The following is a 17,336-nucleotide window of genomic DNA, read 5'->3' as shown; positions in this document are numbered from 1 at the left end:
AGCCCGCAGGTCGGGCCAGAGTATGATGACGGAAACCTCTGAAGTCCCGGTAAAGACGGGCCCGCGCAACCGCCGGATCGCCGGCACGGATCCGGACAAGCGCCGCCAGATCCTCGATGGCGCCTTGCAAATCTTCACCTCGCGCGGCTTCGACGCAGCCAGCATGAGCGACATCGCCGCGGCAGCGAACGTCTCGAAGGGTACGCTCTACGTCTATTTCCAGGACAAGGAGCATCTCTTCGTGGCCCTGATCCAGCGCGAGCGCGAGACGCAGAAGCGCGGCGCCATCGAGGCCCTAAACGAGGATTCCGATCCGGTACGGGCGCTGGGCAATTTCGGCCGCTGCATCGTGCGAATGATCAATGGCGATCTGGCCGTCAGCGCGCATCGCGTCGTCATCGGCGTTGCCGAGCGCATGCCGGATCTCGGCCGGGAATTCTACGAGAACGGGCCGATGCTCGGCTCACGGCTGATTGCGGGTTATCTCGACCGCATGGTCGCCGAGGGCAAGCTCGCGATCGACGATACCTATCTGGCCGCCGTCCAGTTCCTCGATCTCTGCCAGGCGACGCTGACGCGCCCACGCCTGTTCAATGCCGTGCGCATGCCGCCGAGCGACGAGGAGGTCCAGCGCGTCGTCGGCGAGGCGATCGCGATGTTCATGGCGCGCTATGGGCGCGGGACCGGCGCCGAGCCGGTCCCACGCTGATCGCGACGTCTTATTTCAGCGCCTTCAGGCTGTCGATGATCGACGCCAAATCCTTGAGGTTCTCCTTCTCGCCCTCGGGCGAGGCCCAGTAGGTCACCACGAGGCCCTTGGTGTCGGTGGCCTGCAGCAAGGTCAGGCTGACATGGGTAGGGCCGTCCTCGTCCTTGCCGGTCCACTGCACCTGGACGCCTTCCATGCCATTGTTGGAGAATGGCTTCTTCTCCTGTGTCGCGGGATCGACGACGACGCCCTTGCTCTTCAGCCAGGTGACCGCTTCGGCGATGGCCTGTGCGGCGTCCTTCAGCTCCGTCACCTCGACCGAGATGTAGACGGCCTCGTCGTCGGACGTCGATTCGACACCTTTGGCGATCTCGGTGGATTCCCAATCGTCCGGCATCGTGATCACCGCAACGGGGTTGGGATCGGGAATCGAATAGGTCTTGGCGCTTGCGAGCCCGGGCAGCAGGAAAAGGCTGGCGGCGAGAACCGCGCGTGCGAGATGGATCGGCATAGGTCGTTCCTGGGAAGAAGACGCCGGATGGCGTAACGTCATCCTATAGCAACATTGCCGCACTGCCGCGCATCCTAAGGCGAAGCTGCGTCTCTATCGCGATCCTTGGTTACCGACCGTCAGCCGGCGACCTGCCTGGCGCGGATGCGCTCGCGATGGGCCGTGTATAGTCCTGACGCCGCGATGATGCTGGCGCCGACATAGGTCCAGATATCCGGGATCGCTGCAAAAACCAGAGAGCCGAAGATCGAGGACCAGAGCAGTTGCGAATAGGCAAAGGGCGCTAGCAGCGAGGCATCCGCATACCGGAAAGCCTGGATCAGGAAGATATGCCCGATCGTCGAGATGCCGCCGATGAAGCCGCCGATCAGGATCGCCTTGAGGTCGAGCGCCTGCCAGCTGAACGGCACCGCCAACGAAAGCAGGATGAAGCCGATCGTGGCGGAATAGGCCAGCGTCACCACCGGGATCTCGGTGCGGCTCATCATCCGGGTCATGATCAGCGAAAACGCCCAGAAGAACGACGAGCCGAGAACGAAGAACGACGCGCCATGAAAGCCGGCGCCACCGGGGCGCACCACAACCATCACGCCGATCAGCCCCACGATCGTGGCCAGCCAACGCCGCCAGCCGACGACCTCGCCCAGAATGGGAATGGAGAGCGCCGTCACGAACAGCGGCGAGACGAAGGAGGTGGCGGTGGCGTCCGCCATCGGCAGGTCGTGCAGCCCCGCCACGAACAGGATCGAGGAAATCGTCACGCCCAGCGCCCGCAGCACCTGCAGGCCCGGCCGCCGCGTGCTCATCCTGCGAAAGCCGCCGGTGAAACAGACGGTGGCGAGCATGATCGCGGCAAACGTGCCGTAGCGCATCCAGGTGATCTGGAGCGCGGGCAAGGTGGTCGCGAGATATTTGGAGGCGATATCGCCGCTGCACATGAAAATCGACGAGAGCAGCAAGAGCGCGATGCCGCGCGCGGAATTGTCGATGCGAAGCGATCTGCCTTCCTGCGGAGGGGCGACCGGTTGCTCAGGAAGGGGAGCGTTGGGCAAGGGCTCGGTTCACGCGCAGGGATGCCCAAGCCTTAGCCGTTTTGCCCTGCATATTCACACGCAAAGACGGTCACCCGCCCATGCGCGTGGACATTGCCCGTGACCCTGCCCGGTTTCCGGACAGGGTGGGCTGCGCGGTCTGTTTTAGGCTGCCTGCTTGCGCGGCTGGATCAGCTTGCGGTTGACCAGCACCTCGGCGATCTGGATCGCGTTCAGCGCCGCGCCCTTGCGCAGGTTGTCGGAGACGCACCAGAAGGCCAGGCCGTTCTCGACCGTCGCATCTTCGCGGATGCGCGAGATATAGGTCGCGTCCTCGCCCGCCGCCTCATGCGGGGTGATGTAGCCGCCGGGCTCATGCTTGTCGATGACGAGGATGCCGGGCGCGGTGCGCAGCACCTCGCGCGCCTCGTCGGCGGTAACAGGCTTCTCGCACTCGATATTGACGCTCTCGGAATGGCCGATGAAGACCGGCACGCGCACGCAGGTCGCGGTCAGCTTGATGTTCCTGTCGAGGATCTTCTTGGTCTCGACCATCATCTTCCACTCTTCCTTGGTGAAGCCGTCCTCCATGAAGACGTCGATCTGCGGGATGAGGTTGAAGGAGATGCGCTTCGGAAACTTCTTGGTGGTGACCTCGCCGGCCGAGAACACGGCGCGGGTCTGGTTGAAGAGCTCGTCCATGCCTTCCTTGCCGGCGCCGGAAACCGACTGATAGGTCGAGACGACGACGCGCTTGACGCCGAACTTGTCATGCAGCGGCTTCAGCGCCACGACGAGCTGCGCTGTCGAGCAGTTCGGATTGGCGATGATGTTCATCTTGGAGAACCCGGCGGCGGCGGCGGCGTTCACCTCCGGCACGATCAGCGGCACGTCGGGATGCATGCGCCAGGCCGAGGAGTTGTCGATGACGACGGCACCCTGCGCGCCGATCTTCGGCGACCAGATCTTCGAGATCTCGCCGCCAGCCGACATCAGGCAGATGTCGGTGTCGGAGAAATCGTAATGCTCGAGCGCCTTCACCTTCAGCGTCCTGTCGCCGAAGGAAACCTCTGTGCCGACCGAGCGGGACGAGGCCAGCGCCACGACCTCACCGACGGGGAAGGCGCGCTCGGCGAGAATGTCCAGCATCTCGCGGCCTACATTGCCGGTTGCACCGACCACTGCGACCTTGAAGCTCATGATGTGATCCTTTGCGGATAGGGCGGTTCGGATCTCCCTTTGGGGGCCGCCCCGCGCCGGGCTCGGGCGGGTTCGGCGATCTGCCCCCGCCGGGGGGAGATGGACCCGGAACCGAGGCGAAGCGTCAGCGCGACGTACCGGCTTTCCCGGTCGTCGTTTTGGTCGTGAGTTTCGTCGTCGTCAGACGGACAGTCACAGAGCCAATCCCGAAGGGCTGCAAAACTTCGCAAGCAGCGCATCGCTGCACCGCGCCATGTCAGAACACCCGCGGCGCGAAAAAGTCAATTCCCCCCGACGGCCAACCTGAATCTCCGCCATTAACCCTGCTCGTTGACCGGTCGTTCACGCTGCCGAGCGATCGGCCCCAGGCGGTAACCTGCCAGCGACTCTTCGCGGCCAGCCTGCCCCGTTGAAGGTTCAGGCGCCAAGGCCAGCGGCGCGGGAGTTGCGTGTTGCGTTTGCGTTCGGTCGATGTGGTCCTGACAGTGCAGGCCGGGCTTCGACGGCTCAGGCCGTGGCTTCTGCGCGCCGTCGCCTTCTGCCGCAGCATGGCCGCGCGTCTTGCCGGCATCGACATCATCCCGGTCATCATCGCTTGCGCCGACCGCGTCGAGGCGGCCTTCCGCCGGGGCGAGCGTGTCGCTCGCCGCCTTGTGCCGCAGCGCGGGATCGGGCTGACCGGGGCGCTTGCCTGGCGCAGCGCAGCCGCGCTGAGCGGCATCGGTCTGACAGCGGCGCTGATCACCGGCCTTTCCGCCAAGGATGAAGCTCCGCCCCAACTGGCCGGCCTCGCGCCGGCTGCGGCAAGCTTATCGGCTCAGGCCGGGACATCTCCGCCTCGACCGCGCAGCCCGGTTACGGCTGAAGATTGGGTCGCGATCGCCCGCCCCGCCGCGAGGTTCAGTTTGGAGACGTCCGAGCTAGGCCGGGAAGCGCCCGCCCTGGAAGCACGGCGCAGTCAGGACGGCAGCCGTCGCGAGGATCTGTTGAGTTTCGGCAGCTTCGCCGAGCCGAAACCGCATCTCGTGCTGCGCCTGGCAACTGGAGACGGCGCAGCCCCCGGAGCCCGCTCCTTCATGGTCGCCCTGGTGCATGAGGCCGCGCAGCGCAGCCTGGCGGTGGAGCGCAGCAGCACGCCGGCCCCGACCGAGACCCGTTTCGGCCCGCTGGAGACAGCCGATGTCGTGCTCGGGGAAGGCACGCAGAGCCGCAGCTGCATCGCCTTTCGTTCGCCGCCCGGCGGGGCAACCTTCGCCATGAGCGGGTGGTGGTGCGCAGGATCGAAGCCGAGCGACCGCCGGCAGTTGGCTTGCCTGATCGACCGGCTCGATCTCGCCGGCCCGGTCGATCCGGAATTGCGTGGCATCTTCGCCCGCAGCGAGCTCAATCGCGAGCCGGCCTGCGCACCTCCGCGTCTCTCCGCGACCGGCCGCAAGGCGTCCTGGCTCGATGTCGACGGCAACCTGCCGGCCCTGCGGGTGAAGACGGCCAGCGCCGAACCGGTGCGCGCCGTTGCCGAGCCCGGCAAGCGTCGCGACAAGCCGAATCGCCGCCAGCCCTGACACTCTCCCGAAACGCCGCCGTTCTAACAAAATTGTTAACGACGGCGTGCTACTCTTTGCGTCGGATTTCTGATGCCTACATGGAGTGGGTGCATCCACTACCGGAGATTGCCGCCATGATGCCGTTCAAGCGTGTTGCCACTGTTCTCGCCATCACCCTGGCGGCGTCGACCGTCTTCGCGGCGATGGCCGAAGCGCAGAACCGCCGCGCACCGCTGCGGATCACGATCCAGAAGCGCAGCTATTTCGATGCCGGCAACGTCGTGCCGGTCGGTTCGCTGAACCGCTACGCTACCCAACAGGTTTACGCCTCGCCGGTCTATTCCAACACGGGCGAGTTCTATGGCGAAGGCGCCCTGCCCCCACGCATCGGCGCCGGCGTCAACCCCTTCGCCAATACCTTCTCAACGCCGGGCTACTGACGAGACGCGTCATGGTCGGGTCGAGCCCGACCATGACGGATCGCTTTAAGGCAAAGCCTTGAGATAGCGCACCGGACGCCCGGGCGACGCGGCATTCGCGGCATGGACGATCGCATTCGCGTCGATACCGAAATGCCGGTAGAGGTCGGCGACCGTCCCGGTCTGGCCGAAATGCTCGACGCCGAGCGCCTTCTGCTTGTGGCCATGGACGCTGCCAAGCCAGGCGAGCGTTGCCGGATGCCCGTCCAGCACTGACACGATACCGCAATTACGGGAGAGATCCCCGAGCAGCCGCTCGATATGGCTCGTCGCCGCATGGTTGCCGCGCTGGCGCGCCCGCTCGGCCGCCTGCCAGCCGGCATTGAGCCGATCAGCCGAGGTGATCGCGAGCAAACCGACATCGCGCCGGTCCTCGCCGAGCAACCCGACAGCCTCGATCGCCTCCGGCGCGACCGCGCCGGTATAGGCGATGACGACCGAGACGTTCGGCCCCGGCTTCCTGAGCCAATAGGCGCCGTCGATGATCTCGCGCTCCAGCTCCGGCGTCATGGTGCGGCTCGGCTGCTCGACCTGCCGGGTCGAGAGACGCAGATAGACCGAGCCGCCGGTCTCGTCGCGCAGCCAGGTCCGCTCGTCGGGATCGCCCTCGCCATCGCGCTGCATGTAGTCGAAGGACCAGCGCATCATCACCGCGAGCTCGTCGACGAAAGCCGGCTCGAAGGCGCAGAGCCCGTCCTGGCTCATGCCGATCAACGGCGTCGCGATCGACTGGTGCGCCCCGCCCTCCGGCGCCAGCGTCACGCCCGACGGCGTCGCCACCACCATGAAGCGCGCATCCTGGTAACAGGCATAGTTCAGCGCATCGAGCCCGCGCGAGATGAAGGGGTCGTAGAGCGTGCCGATCGGGATCAGCCGCTCGCCGAAGATCGAATGCGACAGGCCGAGCGCCGAGAGGTTGATGAACAGGTTCATCTCGGCGATGCCCAGCTCGATATGCTGGCCCTTCGGCGAGAACTCCCATTTCTGCATCGAGGGAATGCGCTCGTCCTTGAAGGTGTCGGCCATCGACGCCCTGGCGAAGAGCCCGCGCCGATTCACCCACGGACCGAGATTGGTCGAAACCGTCACGTCCGGCGCCGTGGTGACGATGCGGTCGGCGAGCGGGCCTCCCGTCTTGGCGAGATCGTCGAGCACCTTGCCGAAGCCCATTTGCGTCGACATCGAGGGCTGGATGCCGGCCTCCAGCCTGTCCGGAACTGGCAGCTTGGCGGCCGAGAAGCGCCGCCGCCCCTGCGAGAAGAACGGCACCTTGTCGAGAAAGGCCCTCATCTCGCTTTCGGGCAAGCCGAGGCCCTCGAACAGGTCCCATTCATGGCCGGGACGGACGCCGTTCGCCTTGCGGAAGCCGTCGAGCTGCTCTTTGGTCATCAGCCCGGCATGGTTGTCCTTGTGCCCGGCGATCGGCAGGCCGAAGCCCTTCACCGTATAGGCGAGGAAACAGACCGGCCGGTCATGGTCGATGCCCTCGAAGGCTTCGAGGATTGACGGCAGATCGTGGCCACCGAGATTGCACATCAACTTTGAGAGCTCGGCGTCGGAACGGCTCTCGATCAGCTTCGTCACAGGCCCCTGATCGCCGAGATCGTCCATCAGGCGCTTGCGCCAGGCCGCGCCGCCCTGGAAGGTCAGGGCCGAATAGAGCTGGTTCGGGCAGGAATCGATCCAGGCTTTCAGCCGCTCGCCGCCCTTCTCCTTGAACGCCGCCTGCTGCAGCGAGCCGTATTTCAGCGTCACGACATCCCAGCCGAAATTGCGGAACATCGTCTCGAAGCGGTCGTAGAGGCCCTCGCGGATGACGGCATCGAGCGACTGGCGGTTGTAGTCGATGATCCACCAGGTATTGCGCAGGCCGTGCTTCCAGCCCTCCATCAGGGCCTCGAAGATGTTGCCCTCGTCGAGCTCGGCGTCGCCGATCAGCGAGACCATGCGGCCTTCGGGGCGATCCTTCGCCCAGCCATGCGCCTTCACATAGTCCTGCGTCAGCGAGGAGAAGAGCGTCTGCGCGACGCCGAGTCCGACGGAGCCGGTCGAGAAATCGACGTCGTCAATGTCCTTGGTGCGCGAGGGGTAGCTCTGCGCGCCCTTGTAGCCGCGGAAATTCTCAAGCTTCTCGCGCGTCTGCAGGCCCATCAGATAGTTGATGGCATGGAAGATCGGCGAGGCATGCGGCTTCACCGCGACGCGGTCCTGCGGGCGCAGCGCGGCCATATAGAGAGCCGTCATGATGGTGGCGAGAGAGGCCGACGAGGCCTGATGCCCGCCCACCTTCATGCCGTCGTCGTTCTGGCGGATGTGATTGGCGTTATGGATCGTCCACGATGCCAGCCAGAGGATCTTCTTCTCCAGCTCGGCGAGGTACGGCAGGCGCTGATCTGTTGTCATGAATTTGGCCCGAACTCCCAGTGCTTCCGATCATGCACGGAAGCACTGGCAGAACGAGCCAAATTTCTGTGTCCAGCCGCCCGGCTTTGGCGGCTTTCGCCAATCACCAGCGAAAACCTGCAGGAAATCGCCAAACCGTCCCGCCGGGGCGTGGGTCGGATTGCCGGCTACTTGTCGATCTGCGCGATGCGGTCGAAGGCCGCGGCGAAACCGGTCAGGGATATGTTGAAGGGAACCGGCTCGTTATTCGACAGGTTGAGCGCCGCAACCGTCAACGCCTTGCCGGCCTTCATCGCATCGGTCGCGACCGTCGGGAACGAGATCGGCAGCAGGCAGCCCTGCGCCATGCAGGTCGAGAAGCGCAGCCCCTGCCCCAGATCCTTGTCGTCGAGCCGCAGCACCGCGCCGTTCTCGAGCTTCATGCCGAACGGGAAGAGGATCGTGCCCTCCGCCCGCCCGTCCTTCGGCGTGCGCAGCTCGATGGCGAAGACGCGCTGCCCGGTCTGGCTGTTGCCCTGCGACTGAAGGAGGACGCAGAGCCGCTGGCCATTGGCGATGCGGCAATCGACCGTCCAGTCGCCATAGGTCTCGTTGATCGCGCTCGCGCCGTTCGGCAGCGTCGCATTCTGAGCCGCGGGCTGGCCCACGGCCGGAGCAGCCTGGTTCTGCGCGAGTGGCTGGGCGGGCTTCGGCGCGGGACGGGCCACAGGAGCCGGTGCTCCCTGCGCCATGACCATGGGCGCGACGGCAAGAGCAGCGATCGCAAAGACGAGAGCGGCGACGGGGGCGTTGCGGAAACGATGACGGGGCATGGCGCTACAATCTAGTGACTATATCGCCAGCGATATTGCAGAAACCTGTAGCCAGAGGAAGAGCAAATCGGCCTGAAAAATCCAATAAAACGGCAAAATATCCATGCATTCAAATCGAAATCAACAATAGAATGATTTCAATCTGAAAGACTCGCACCGCATCCGCGACCGGCTGCTACGGTCGCTTCATCTCAGCTTTTGCAGAGCGCGGCATGAATTTCTTGCGGGCGGCGGCCCCGGCGGATCGCTTCGCGAACCTCCGGCCGCTGCAGGCGCCGGGCTACGCAGGCGAGCGCGTTGAGGTGCTGCCCTTGCCCGGCTTCCGGCGTCAGAATCAGGCAGAGGATGTCAACCGGCGCGCCATCGACCGCTTCGAAATCCACCGGCTTGGCCAGGTTGGCCAGCAGAACGAAGGGCGTGGCGAGGCCGGCAAGCGGCGCATGCGGCAGGGCGACGCCGCCGCCGATGCCCGTCGAGCCCAGCGCTTCCCGCCGCTTGAGGACGGTAGCGATGACATCGGCCGGTATCCCCGTGCATCCCGCCGCATGGCGGGAGAGCAGATCAAGGCACTGCTCCTTCGACGTCGGCTTGAGCCCGGTCAGCACGGAGCCGGGGTTGATCAGCTCGGAAATGTCCATTGGATCAGTCGCTTTCGCGCAGCCGGTAGCCGACGCCGGGCTCGGTCGTGATGTAGCGGGGCTGCTCGGGGATCGGCTCGATCTTCTGGCGCAGCTGCCGAATATAGACGCGCAGATACTGCACATCCTCGTTGCCGCCCCAGACTTCCTTCAGCAGATGGCGATGCGTCAGCACCTTGCCGGCATGCTGCACGAGCGCGCGCAGGATGTCGTACTCCTTCGGCGAGAGCTTCACCTCGGCGCCGCCGACCTGGACGATGCGGCGGACGAGATCGACCGAAAGCTCGCCGGTCCGGAAGATCGGCTTCTCACCCTGCTGGTGCAGCTTGTGGCGTAGCGCGACGCGCAGCCGCGCAGCCAGTTCGCGCATCCCGAACGGCTTGGTGAGGTAATCGTCCGCGCCTGCCTCCAGCGCCTGGACGATGCCGGCCTCGTCAGTGCGGCTCGACAGGATGACGATGGGCAGGGTGCGCCCCTCGCTGCGCCAGAGACGCAGCAGCTCCTGCCCGGTCATGTCGGGCAGGCCGAGATCGAGCAGCACCAAGTCGGGCTCTTCCGCGTCGATCCGTGCAATGGCGTCCTTCGCGTTGCCGGCCTCGCTGATCGTGTATCCCTCGGTGCCGAGCCCGACCCGCAGCAGCTTGCGGATCGGCGGTTCGTCGTCGACGACGAGTACCCGGACGGCCATCGTTGTCATGGCAATACCCTCATCTGCTGGGTCTCGGGCGGGATCGGCATGCGGATCGTGAACACCGCTCCCTGCCGATCGCGGCGGTTGGCGGCGGTGATCGTCCCGCCCATCGCCTCGACAAAGCCGCGGCAGATCGCAAGGCCGAGGCCGGTTCCGGCGCGGACCTGATCTCCCTTCCCCACCCGGTAGAAACTGTCGAAAATCCGTTCGAGGTCGTCCGGCGGCAGGCCCGGCCCTTCGTCGAGAATGTCCAGAACCACCGCATCACCATCGGCGCGGGCATGGACGCCGAGCGTGGTGCCCGTCGGCGCGTATTTCGCGGCGTTGTCGACGAGGTTGAACAGCACCTGATCGAACAATACGGGGTCCAGTCGCAGCATCGGCAGGCCGGCGGCCAGCGACAGATCGATCATGTGGCCGCGCGTGATGCTTTCTGCGCGTCGCAACGCTGCGCCAACAACGTCACCGACGTCGAGCAGGGCATAGTTCGGCTCCATCGCACCGGCCTCGATCCGCGTCATATCCAGCAGGTTGGCGATGAAGCGGTTGAGGCGTTCCGATTCCTCTACGACCGTCCCCAGAAGCTCGGATCGATCCGCTTCGGGGATAGCCTTCCCATAGTCGCGTAACGTGCCGGCCGCGCCCATGATGCTGGCGAGCGGCGTCTTGAGATCATGCGAGATCGAGGTCAGCAGCGCCGAGCGCAGCCGGTCCGCCTCCGCCGCGAGCTTCGCCTTGTCGACATCTGCCGCGAGCTGAACGCGCTCGATCGCGATCGCGGCCTGGTCCGCCAGCGCATCGAACAGGCGCTGCTGCTCGGGCGTCAGAAGCGCGCCCGGCCGGTCGGAATCGAGCCCGATCACGCCGATGGCGCCGCGCCCGGTCCGCAGCGGGAGATAAAGCCGCTTCGCGCCCGGCAGCGTGTCGGCGCCGCGCCCAGCCGGACGGTCATGCTCCCAGGCCCAATGCGCCGCGGCGATATCGGCATCGTCGAGCGTATCATCGGGCGGATAGCCGGCCCGGACCGCGATGCTGGTTTCCTCCGGCAGCAGGATCACAACGCGCACGCGCAACATCGCGGCAATCTGGTAGGCGCTCGCCCAAAGCACGTCGTCGAGCGTGCCCGTGCCGGCGAGCTTGCGCGAGAACAGATAGAGGTCTTCCGTCGTTCGCGCGCGCTGGCGCGCCGCCGTGGCTTGGCGCTGGACGCGGGCCGTGAGATTGCTGGCGATCAGCGCGACCAGAAGAAAGAAAAAGAAGGCGAGCACGCTTTCGGGGTCGCCGATGACCAAAGTGTAGAGCGGCGGCAGGAAAAAGAAGTTGAAGGCCAGCGCCCCGATCACGGAGGTGAACAGCGCCGGCCAGAGCCCGGCCGTCACCGCCGAGGCCAGCACCGCCATCAGGAAGACGAGCGCAATGTTGCGCACGTCGAGCACGAGATGCAGCAACATGCCGAGCCCTACGGCCACAGCCACGAAGGCCACGCCCGCCAGATAAGCGCCTGGCTCGAAACGCTGCTCGCCTGAAGAGCCGGCAGCGCGAACCTCCCCGGCGCCGGCTTCCTGCCCGGGAATCACATGGATACTGATGTCGCCGGCCTCGCGGATCAGCGTCTGCGCCACCGATCCGAAGAGCAGCTCGCGCCAGCGCGTAGCGCTCGACGAGCCGATCACGATGTGGCTGACATTCTTGGAGGCGGCATAGCGCAGCACCTCGTCCGGCACGGTCTCGCCCGGCAGGATCACCGCCTCGCCGCCGAGCTGTTCAGCGAGCCGCATCGCCGCCGAAAGCCGGTCCTTCTCTGCCTCCGACGGCCCCGCGCGGCCCGGCGCCTCGATATGCAGCGCCGTCCAGGAGGCCTTCAGCTTTTCGGCGAGGCGCCGCGCATGGCGCACCAGCGAGGCGGCGCGCGGGCTGCCGTCGATGCAGACGATCAGCCGGTCGCTGGCACCCCAGGGCCCCTGAATTGCATGAGCCTGCATATGGCTGAGCAGTTGCTCGTCGACGCGCTGCGCGGTGCGCCGCAGCGCCAGCTCGCGCAGCGCCGTCAGGTTGCCGGGCGAGAAGTAGTTGGAGACGGCGCGCTTGGCCGTCTCCGGCAGATAGACCTTGCCCTCGTTCAGCCGCTGGATCAGGTCCTCAGGCGTGAGGTCGATGATCTCGATGGCATCGGCCCGGTCGATGATGGAATCGGGCACTGTTTCGCGGACGCGGATGCGGGTGATTTGCGCGACGACGTCGTTGAGGCTCTCGATATGCTGGATGTTGAGCGTGGTGTAGACGTCGATGCCGCGCTCGATCAGCTCGAGCACGTCGAGATAGCGCTTGGGATGGCGGCTGCCGGGCGCGTTGGTGTGGGCGAGTTCGTCGACGAGGACGAGTTCCGGCCGCCGCGCCAGCACCGCGTCGAGATCCATCTCATCGACGCTCTGGCCGCGATAGGCGACATGCGCCCGCGGCACCACCTCGTAGCCCTCCATCAGTGCCTGCGTCTCGCGCCTTCCATGCGTCTCGACGACGCCGATGACCACGTCGACGCCTTCGGCACGGCGCGCCCGGCCCGCGAGCAGCATCTCATAGGTCTTGCCGACGCCGGGGGCGGCGCCGAGGAATATCTTTAGCCGGCCGCGCGTCTCGCTGCGCACCTTTTCCAGCAGCGCATCCGGCGACGGCCTTGGCGGCTCGGTACGAAGCTCGTCGGGCATGGCTGGAATTCGGTCCCCAAACGGCGCGACGGCAGGATCGCTCCAGCCGCCGCGCTCTTCTTAGCGTTATTTCGTGGTCGCCGCATCGAGAGCGAGGTTGAGTTTCAGCACGTTGACGACGGGCTCGCCGAGGATGCCGAGCTGGCGTCCCTCGACATGGCCCGCGATCAGATTGCGCAAATCGGCCTCGCTCAGGCCGCGCGCCTTAGCGATGCGCGGCACCTGGAAATAGGCCGCCTCCGGCGAGACATGCGGATCGAGCCCGCTGGCCGAGGTCGTCACCAGATCCATCGGCACGGCGGCCTGCGGGTTCTCGTGCTTCAGCGCCACGACATCGCCCTTGATGCGCTCGATCAGCTTGGGATTGGTCGGGCCGAGGTTCGACCCCCCGGAGCCGGCGGCATTGTAGGGCGCGTCAAGGGTCTTGCTGCTGTCGTTCGGGTCTGCGCCGACCGTCGCCGAGGGCCGGCCATGGAAATAGCGCTCGCCGGTGAAGGACTGGCCGATCAGCTCGGAGCCGATCACCTTGCCCTCCTTTTCGATCAGGCTGCCATTGGCCTGGCGCGGGAACACCGCCTGGGCGAGGCCGGTCATAGCCAGCGGATAGGCCAGGCCGGTGATGGCGGTGAGCGCGACGATCATCACGATCGCGGGGCGGAGTTGCTTCAGCATGGTTCAGATCCTTCAGATCAGGCCGACGGCCGTGACGGCCATGTCGATCGCCTTGATGCCGATGAACGGGACGATGATGCCCCCGACGCCGTAGACCAGCAGGTTGCGCGAGAGCAGCGCCCCTGCGCCGACCGCCCTGTACTTCACGCCGCGTAGCGCGAGCGGGATCAGCGCGACGATGATCAGCGCGTTGAAGATGATCGCGGAGAGGATCGCGCTCTGCGGCGTGGCGAGCTGCATGAAGTTCAGCGCGCCGAGCTGCGGATAGAAGGCGATGAACATCGCCGGGATGATGGCGAAGTATTTCGCGATGTCGTTGGCGATCGAGAAGGTCGTCAGCGCGCCGCGCGTCATCAGGAGCTGCTTGCCGATCTCCACGATCTCGATGAGCTTGGTCGGGTCGCTGTCGAGGTCGACCATGTTGCCGGCCTCGCGCGCCGCCACGGTGCCGGTGTTCATGGCCACGCCGACATCCGCCTGCGCCAAGGCCGGCGCATCGTTGGTGCCGTCGCCGCACATCGCGACGAGCTTGCCCTTGCCCTGCTCCTCGCGGATGAGCGCGAGCTTGTTCTCAGGGGTCGCCTGGGCGAGGAAGTCGTCGACGCCCGCTTCGGCTGCGATGGCGGCAGCGGTCATCGGGTTGTCGCCGGTGATCATCACCGTGCGGATGCCCATGCGGCGCAGCTCCGCGAAGCGCTCGCGAATGCCGCCCTTGACGATGTCCTTGAGCTGGATGACGCCGAGCAGCCTGCCGTCGCGCGCCACCGCCAGCGGGGTGCCGCCGGTCTTGGCGATCTCCTCGGCGATGGACTGAACCTCGCGCGCCGCCTCCCCGTCCCCGCCGGTCGCACGCACATGGGCGAGCACCGCATCGACCGCGCCCTTGCGGATGCTGGAGCCGTCATGGTCGACGCCGCTCATCCGGCTCTGCGCAGTGAAGGGCACGAAATGGGCGTTGAGCCCGACGAGATCGCGCGCCCGGATGCCGTGCTGCTCCTTGGCAAGCACGACGATGGAGCGACCTTCCGGCGTCTCGTCGGCGAGCGAAGCGAGCTGCGCCGCATCCGCCAGATCAAGCTCGTTCACGCCTTTGACCGGCCTGAAGGCCGTCGCCTGGCGGTTGCCGAGCGTGATCGTCCCGGTCTTGTCGAGCAGAAGCGTGTCGACGTCGCCAGCCGCCTCGACGGCGCGGCCGGACATGGCGAGAACGTTGAAGCGCACCAGCCGGTCCATGCCGGCGATGCCGATGGCCGAGAGCAGCGCGCCGATGGTGGTCGGGATCAGCGTCACGAACAGCGCGACAAGGACGATGACGGGAATGGCGCCGCCGGCATAGCCGGCGAAGCTCGGGATCGTCGCCGTCGCCAGCACGAAGATCAGCGTCATGCCGGCGAGCAGGATGTTGAGCGCGATCTCGTTGGGCGTCTTCTGCCGCTCGGCGCCTTCGACCAGCGCGATCATGCGATCGATGAAGGTCGAGCCCGCGGTCGCGGTGATGCGCACGCGGATCCAGTCCGACAGAACCTGCGTGCCGCCGGTGACGGCTGAGCGGTCACCGCCGGATTCGCGGATCACCGGCGCCGATTCGCCGGTGATCGCAGCTTCGTTGACCGAGGCGATGCCCTCGATCACCTCGCCATCGGAGGGGATGATGTCACCGGCCTCGACCAGCACGACGTCATTGAGCTTCAGGCTCGGCCCCGGCACCAGCGTGTATTTGCTGCGGTCCGCGCCGCTGAGCAGCTTGGCCTGCGTTTCCGCCCGCGTCCGGCGCAGCGAATCCGCCTGCGCCTTGCCGCGCCCTTCGGCGACGGCTTCGGCGAAATTGGCGAACAGCACCGTGAACCAGAGCCAGAGCACGATCTGGAAGGAGAAGCCGAGATGGGCAGCGCCAGCTAGCCAGTCGCGCAGCAGCAGGACCGTGGTCAGCGCCGAGACGACGGCGACGACGAACATCACCGGGTTTCTGGCAAGGCTGCGCGGATCGAGCTTGCGGAAGGCGCCGCCGAGCGCCGGGACGAGAATACGGGCATCGAGGATGCTGCCGGACCTGGGATGACTCATGACGAAAGCTCCGTCGTGGCCTGCGAGCGGGACCCTTTCGGGTCAGACCGCGGCAAGCAGGAAAGAAAGGGCCTGGAAGACGATGGCGAACAGGAGAACCGCGATAGTCGCTCCGCAGATGAGGGTGGAAGGACGAGGTCCCGTTTCGGTGCGCATGACACCTCCTCAGAAGCTCTGGCCGGCGAGCATCGCCAGATGCTCGACGATCGGGCCGAGCGCGAGCGCCGGGAAGAAGGTCAGGCCACCGACGATGACGATCACGCCAGTGAGCAGCCCGATGAAGAGCGGCCCATGGGTCGGGAAGGTGCCCGCCGATTCCGGCACGGTCTTCTTGGCCGCGACCGAGCCGGCCAGCGCCAGCGCCGGGATGATGACGAGGAAGCGCCCCATCAGCATGGCCACGCCGATCGTCAGATTGTACCAGACCGTGTTGCCGGAGAGCCCGGCGAAGGCCGAGCCGTTGTTCGCAGCCGCCGAGGTATAGGCATAGAGCACCTCGGAGAAGCCGTGCGGGCCGGCATTGGCGATCGAGCCGACCGCGTCCGGCAGCGCGATGGCGACGGCGGTGAAGCCGAGCATGGCGAGCGGCAGGCAGAGCACGGCGAGCATCGCCATCTTGACCTCCTTCGCCTCGATCTTCTTGCCGAGATATTCCGGCGTGCGCCCGACCATCAGCCCGGCGACGAAGACGGCGATGACGACGAAGAGGATAATGCCGTAGAAGCCGGCGCCGACGCCGCCCACGATGATCTCGCCGAGCATCATGTTGATCAGCGGGATCATCCCGCCGAGCGGCATCAGGCTGTCATGCATCGCATTGACCGCGCCGCAGGAGGCGGCCGTGGTGATCACCGCGAACAGCGCCGAGAGGCTGATGCCGAAGCGCGCCTCCTTGCCTTCCATATTGCCGCCGTCGAGTCCGAGCGCCTGGACGAGCGGATTGCCGGCCGCCTCCGCCCAATAGCAGACGACCACGCCCGCCACGAACAGCAGGCCCATCACCGCCAGGATCGCCCAGCCCTGCTTCTCGTTGCCGACCATGCGGCCAAAGACATTGGTCAGGGCCGCCCCGATCGCGAAGATCGCGACCATATGGATCAGGTTGGTGAAGGCTGTCGGGTTCTCGAAGGGATGCGCCGCATTGGCGTTGAAGAAGCCGCCGCCATTGGTGCCGAGATGCTTGATCATCATCTGCGAGGCGACCGGCCCCTGCGCGATGGTCTGCTGCGCGCCTTCCAGCGTCGTGGCGACCGTATAGGGGTTGAGGTTTTGCGGCACGCCCTGCCAGACGAGGGCGAGCGTTCCGATCACACAGATCGGCAGCAGGACATAGAGCGTCGCGCGCACGAGATCGGCCCAGAAATTGCCGACTGTCCGGACCGAGCGGCGCGCGAAGCCGCGGATTACGGCGACCGCGATCGCGATGCCGGTCGCGGCCGAGACGAAGTTCTGCACCGCCAGCCCCGCCATCTGGGTGAAGTAGGACATCGTGCTTTCGCCGGCATAGTTCTGCCAGTTGGTGTTGGTCACGAAGCTCGCTGCCGTGTTGAAGGCGAGATCGGCCGGCACCGCGCCCATCCCTGCCGGGTTCAAGGGCAACGCGCCCTGCAGCCGCTGCATCCCGTAGAGCACGAGGAAGCCGGCGAGGTTGAACAGCAGCATCGCCGCGACGTAAGTCGTCCAGTGCTGCTCCTCCTTCTCATGCGTGCCGGCGGCGCCGTAGAGCAGCCGCTCGACCGGGTGCAGGACAGGCGAGAGCAACGTGCGCTCGCCTGCGAAGACGCGCGCCATGTAGCCGCCGAGCGGCCTGACGAGGGCAAGGACGATCCCGCAGTAGAGCAGGATCTGGATCCATCCGTTGAGGGTCATGGATGAGG

14 protein-coding genes are annotated in these 17,336 nt (G+C 66.1%); 3 read left to right on the top strand and 11 right to left on the bottom strand.

Annotation, left to right across the window (positions count from 1 at the left end; genetic code table 11):
- Nucleotides 1–25 precede the first annotated feature (25 nt).
- Entirely contained in the window at nucleotides 26–709 is a 684-nt protein-coding gene (locus AB4Z16_RS24545; RefSeq protein WP_441513947.1) for a TetR/AcrR family transcriptional regulator, read from the top strand.
- Nucleotides 710–719: 10 nt separating this feature from the next.
- Here AB4Z16_RS24545 and AB4Z16_RS24540 read toward each other — a convergent pair whose 3' ends face one another.
- The 3 genes from AB4Z16_RS24540 to AB4Z16_RS24530 all read right to left on the bottom strand — a co-directional run bounded on the left by AB4Z16_RS24540 (nucleotide 720) and on the right by AB4Z16_RS24530 (nucleotide 3,451).
- Nucleotides 720–1,220 (bottom strand): histidine kinase, encoded by a 501-nt coding sequence (locus AB4Z16_RS24540; protein WP_441513946.1) that lies wholly within the window; start codon nucleotides 1,218–1,220, stop codon nucleotides 720–722.
- Between the two features lie 119 nt (nucleotides 1,221–1,339).
- On the bottom strand, nucleotides 1,340–2,272 hold the full coding sequence (locus AB4Z16_RS24535; protein ID WP_441513945.1) for a DMT family transporter: 933 nt from the start codon (nucleotides 2,270–2,272) through the stop codon (nucleotides 1,340–1,342).
- Between the two features lie 144 nt (nucleotides 2,273–2,416).
- Nucleotides 2,417–3,451, bottom strand: a complete 1,035-nt coding sequence (locus AB4Z16_RS24530; protein ID WP_441513944.1) for an aspartate-semialdehyde dehydrogenase — start codon at nucleotides 3,449–3,451, stop codon at nucleotides 2,417–2,419.
- Nucleotides 3,452–3,903: 452 nt separating this feature from the next.
- Between AB4Z16_RS24530 and AB4Z16_RS24525 the strand changes: the two genes are divergently transcribed.
- Nucleotides 3,904–5,013 carry a hypothetical protein gene (locus tag AB4Z16_RS24525; RefSeq protein WP_441513943.1) on the top strand — a complete coding sequence of 370 codons (1,110 nt, stop codon included), beginning with the start codon at nucleotides 3,904–3,906 and terminating at the stop codon, nucleotides 5,011–5,013.
- Between the two features lie 116 nt (nucleotides 5,014–5,129).
- Nucleotides 5,130–5,435 (top strand): hypothetical protein, encoded by a 306-nt coding sequence (locus AB4Z16_RS24520; protein WP_441513942.1) that lies wholly within the window; start codon nucleotides 5,130–5,132, stop codon nucleotides 5,433–5,435.
- Between the two features lie 45 nt (nucleotides 5,436–5,480).
- Here the strand turns inward: AB4Z16_RS24520 and AB4Z16_RS24515 are convergent, their stop codons facing one another.
- The 8 genes from AB4Z16_RS24515 to kdpA all read right to left on the bottom strand — a co-directional run bounded on the left by AB4Z16_RS24515 (nucleotide 5,481) and on the right by kdpA (nucleotide 17,328).
- Entirely contained in the window at nucleotides 5,481–7,877 is a 2,397-nt protein-coding gene (locus AB4Z16_RS24515; RefSeq protein WP_441513941.1) for a transketolase-like TK C-terminal-containing protein, read from the bottom strand.
- Nucleotides 7,878–8,044: 167 nt separating this feature from the next.
- Nucleotides 8,045–8,689: an invasion associated locus B family protein gene (locus AB4Z16_RS24510; RefSeq protein WP_441513940.1), complete on the bottom strand. Its 645-nt coding sequence runs from the start codon at nucleotides 8,687–8,689 to the stop codon at nucleotides 8,045–8,047.
- Nucleotides 8,690–8,880: 191 nt separating this feature from the next.
- Nucleotides 8,881–9,327, bottom strand: coding sequence for a PTS sugar transporter subunit IIA (locus AB4Z16_RS24505; protein ID WP_441513939.1), 447 nt, complete (start codon nucleotides 9,325–9,327; stop codon nucleotides 8,881–8,883).
- 4 nt (nucleotides 9,328–9,331) lie between these two features.
- Nucleotides 9,332–10,024, bottom strand: a complete 693-nt coding sequence (locus AB4Z16_RS24500) for a response regulator transcription factor (protein ID WP_441513938.1) — start codon at nucleotides 10,022–10,024, stop codon at nucleotides 9,332–9,334.
- Nucleotides 10,021–12,723: a DUF4118 domain-containing protein gene (locus tag AB4Z16_RS24495; RefSeq protein WP_441513937.1), complete on the bottom strand. Its 2,703-nt coding sequence runs from the start codon at nucleotides 12,721–12,723 to the stop codon at nucleotides 10,021–10,023. Before AB4Z16_RS24495 ends, AB4Z16_RS24500 begins: the two co-directional genes overlap by 4 nt.
- A gap of 66 nt (nucleotides 12,724–12,789) precedes the next feature.
- Nucleotides 12,790–13,395 carry a K(+)-transporting ATPase subunit C gene (locus AB4Z16_RS24490; protein WP_441513936.1) on the bottom strand — a complete coding sequence of 202 codons (606 nt, stop codon included), beginning with the start codon at nucleotides 13,393–13,395 and terminating at the stop codon, nucleotides 12,790–12,792.
- Between the two features lie 12 nt (nucleotides 13,396–13,407).
- The gene (kdpB, locus tag AB4Z16_RS24485) at nucleotides 13,408–15,459 is read right to left on the bottom strand and encodes a potassium-transporting ATPase subunit KdpB (protein WP_441513935.1); all 2,052 of its coding nucleotides are present in this window, start codon (nucleotides 15,457–15,459) and stop codon (nucleotides 13,408–13,410) included.
- A 165-nt stretch (nucleotides 15,460–15,624) separates the two neighbouring features.
- Nucleotides 15,625–17,328, bottom strand: coding sequence for a potassium-transporting ATPase subunit KdpA (gene kdpA / locus AB4Z16_RS24480; RefSeq protein WP_441513934.1), 1,704 nt, complete (start codon nucleotides 17,326–17,328; stop codon nucleotides 15,625–15,627).
- Nucleotides 17,329–17,336 lie beyond the last annotated feature (8 nt).

Source organism: Allobosea sp. TAF32 (assembly GCF_052113585.1).
Classification (GTDB): Bacteria; Pseudomonadota; Alphaproteobacteria; order Rhizobiales; family Beijerinckiaceae; genus Allobosea.
This window is presented reverse-complemented; position numbering and strand designations above follow the sequence as displayed.

Bases quoted from the DNA above. Each gene is read 5' to 3' on its own strand.
- kdpA (WP_441513934.1), bottom strand. From the start codon at position 17,328: ATGACCCTCAACGGATGGATCCAGATCCTGCTCTACTGCGGGATCGTC.
- AB4Z16_RS24500 (WP_441513938.1), bottom strand. From the start codon at position 10,024: ATGACAACGATGGCCGTCCGGGTACTCGTCGTCGACGACGAACCGCCG.
- AB4Z16_RS24520 (WP_441513942.1), top strand. From the start codon at position 5,130: ATGATGCCGTTCAAGCGTGTTGCCACTGTTCTCGCCATCACCCTGGCG.
- AB4Z16_RS24515 (WP_441513941.1), bottom strand. From the start codon at position 7,877: ATGACAACAGATCAGCGCCTGCCGTACCTCGCCGAGCTGGAGAAGAAG.
- AB4Z16_RS24540 (WP_441513946.1), bottom strand. From the start codon at position 1,220: ATGCCGATCCATCTCGCACGCGCGGTTCTCGCCGCCAGCCTTTTCCTG.
- AB4Z16_RS24530 (WP_441513944.1), bottom strand. From the start codon at position 3,451: ATGAGCTTCAAGGTCGCAGTGGTCGGTGCAACCGGCAATGTAGGCCGC.
- AB4Z16_RS24510 (WP_441513940.1), bottom strand. From the start codon at position 8,689: ATGCCCCGTCATCGTTTCCGCAACGCCCCCGTCGCCGCTCTCGTCTTT.
- AB4Z16_RS24495 (WP_441513937.1), bottom strand. From the start codon at position 12,723: ATGCCCGACGAGCTTCGTACCGAGCCGCCAAGGCCGTCGCCGGATGCG.
- AB4Z16_RS24505 (WP_441513939.1), bottom strand. From the start codon at position 9,327: ATGGACATTTCCGAGCTGATCAACCCCGGCTCCGTGCTGACCGGGCTC.
- AB4Z16_RS24490 (WP_441513936.1), bottom strand. From the start codon at position 13,395: ATGCTGAAGCAACTCCGCCCCGCGATCGTGATGATCGTCGCGCTCACC.
- AB4Z16_RS24545 (WP_441513947.1), top strand. From the start codon at position 26: ATGACGGAAACCTCTGAAGTCCCGGTAAAGACGGGCCCGCGCAACCGC.
- kdpB (WP_441513935.1), bottom strand. From the start codon at position 15,459: ATGAGTCATCCCAGGTCCGGCAGCATCCTCGATGCCCGTATTCTCGTC.